General features: G+C 59.1%; 1 protein-coding gene and 1 pseudogene. Both read right to left on the minus strand.

Features of this window, described 5'->3' with window-relative positions:
* Positions 1-503: 503 nt before the first annotated feature.
* Entirely contained in the window at positions 504-1031 is a 528-nt protein-coding gene (locus U9980_RS05910) for a hypothetical protein (RefSeq protein ID WP_322767012.1), read from the minus strand.
* Positions 1003-2305 (minus strand): annotated as a pseudogene (locus tag U9980_RS05915) (hypothetical protein); the annotation flags it as partial. The gene U9980_RS05910 and the pseudogene U9980_RS05915, both read right to left, overlap by 29 nt.

The raw sequence follows: 2305 nt of genomic DNA on the forward strand, positions 1-2305 counted from the left end.
ATGCCCGTCAGTGCTCCGCAGACTGCGGCCTCCGGGCGCGCGATCTGACGATCGTCGCGCGCCCTTTGGCCCACTCTCTGACCACGCTCCACGACGCCCAACGGGAAGCGGACCTGACCAAACGGCGCGGCCACCGCCCACGCATCACCGGCTCGCCTTACCCCAGGTCACCATCGCGACCCTGCTCAACGTCCGACCGGAAACGATCAATAAGCGTATCCGCGACATTCGCCAGCTCCTGGACTCAGCCGGACATGCCATCCAGCCCGCCGAAGAGCGGCTTGCCACCCTCGACGACATCTACACCTTCGCCAGCGCAGCGGGAAGCACCCGTCCACCAGAGATCAAGACGGCGAGTTAAAAATCTGCAAACCCTAACGAGGCAAACGCTTTTGGTTCAAGATTTCCCACTCCAGAAGAGCCACACCCATCCCGCAAACCAATATACTCTTGCGCCCACTCGTTGAGATCAAGAAAGGCTGCGAAACTCAAGTCCATAAGAATCATGATGAATAACTCCGACGGAGCTCACCACGGAGGTACTCTAAGAAGTTCCAGAGGTCACGCGCAAGGATATTCACTCCGGATTCATCAACCTCATAGACGGAACCAACTAGAGATCCGCCATCCAATCGATAAACGACCATTCCCAATGAATTAAGAGCAAACAATGCCCCGCCTCCATCCGAGCCGAATACGATGATCGAGTCTTCGATAAAGCCAGCCACTTTCGTCGGCTGGCCACCTCGAATCCCATCAACAAGCGAATCGGCCGAGTGGATGAAGAAACCGGACCCAACATCAGGCAGGGAAACTTCCTCGACAAGCGAGTAGAAATCTAGAAGATCCCCAACAATTCCGGTACTTGAAAGCAATTGAACTGATCTGCGCTCCAACCCAGGCTTCACTCTGCGTACATAATTCTCCCCTGGTGGGTATCCGAACTTCCCCTCGAAGCTCCTCGTGAAATCTGATGAAAGTTGCGAAATCTCGTCGATCCAGCTATCTAGGTTCGCCCCAGAAATAGGCACCGTAACTCCTATCCATCTGCCTAGAGAAATCTTCGATCTCTGCCCGCGTAGCGTCGGGATTTACCTCCTTGAACCACTTCCATTGATTTGTAATATCCTGATGAATGTTGGCGCCGCGCGAATCCATTCTACTACCCGGAACTCCACGCATGTTGGTGGGCGCATCAAAGTCAAAATCTGCAAACTCGGGATTCCCGCGATACTCCTGCGGGATTGCATGGTGCGCATCCCAATCATCCGGCAACCTTTTCATTCCATTGCGTTGAAGGAATGCCTGGAACCTGCCGCGATAATTCCCAGCATCAATAGCCGGATTTTCTGGAGCTTTCCCGGCAAGGCTGCCCGTCCGGGCTTCGCCTCGCATCTCTGCAAGATCAAGTCCGGTCCGGACCGCCGTAGCACCGGCAAGACCAGCCCCAAGCGTCATCAGAGAAGTGCCGACAGCAACCATCGGCACCGCCACCGGCGTACCAACAACCGTCGGAACCAGCAACGCACCACCGGCATCCATACCGGCACCCACCACCATCGACACAACGCCCAACGCCATGAGCGCGGTATCACCGGCAAGCTTGCCGATATCGCTGGGATTCTGGAGCAGATAGCCCGCCACATTCGCGGCCGAACCCACAGCTCGCACCGTCCCATGCACGATCCCACCAATCAGCCCACGGTCCAACCACGACTGGTTCTGCCCGGACGGCACCGGAACGGACCCCGCACAGTCCACCGAACAAGGCTGCGCCGTAAACCCCGCACCAACCGCAATCCCCGGCCCTGCAGACACCCCTTGCCGACCCGAAATCGGCGCCCCACCCACCGACGCGCGAATCGGCGGCCCACCCTGCGGATTCACCGCCCGCGGCGTCGCATCAAACGGCACCACCGGCGGCGGCCCCACCGGCCGCACCTGCGAGCCCGCCGACGGCGAACGCGACACCGCCACCCCCGACCCGCCGCCACCACGCCCCGACCCCGTACCCCCACCCACCCCAGACCGGACATAAGACCCAGCGCCAGAACGGTCGACCGGCCCATCTGTAGTCGGCCCCGGCGCCGGATAGCTCGGCAGCGGCACCACCGGATCTACCGGAGGATACGGCAGGACATAGATCGTCGCGATCCCGTCATTCGGACCATCTGATGATCCACCAGAATTAAACGTAAAGAACTGGTAAATCCCGACAACGGCCTTCCGTGGATCCAGCACCCCAACGACTGACTTAAAAACGCCACCCAGCGAAAAACGCCCCGACGGATCGTTGTAGGCCAGC

This window comes from Protofrankia sp. Cr1 (assembly GCF_963555865.1).
Classification (GTDB): Bacteria; Actinomycetota; Actinomycetes; order Frankiales; family Frankiaceae; genus Protofrankia.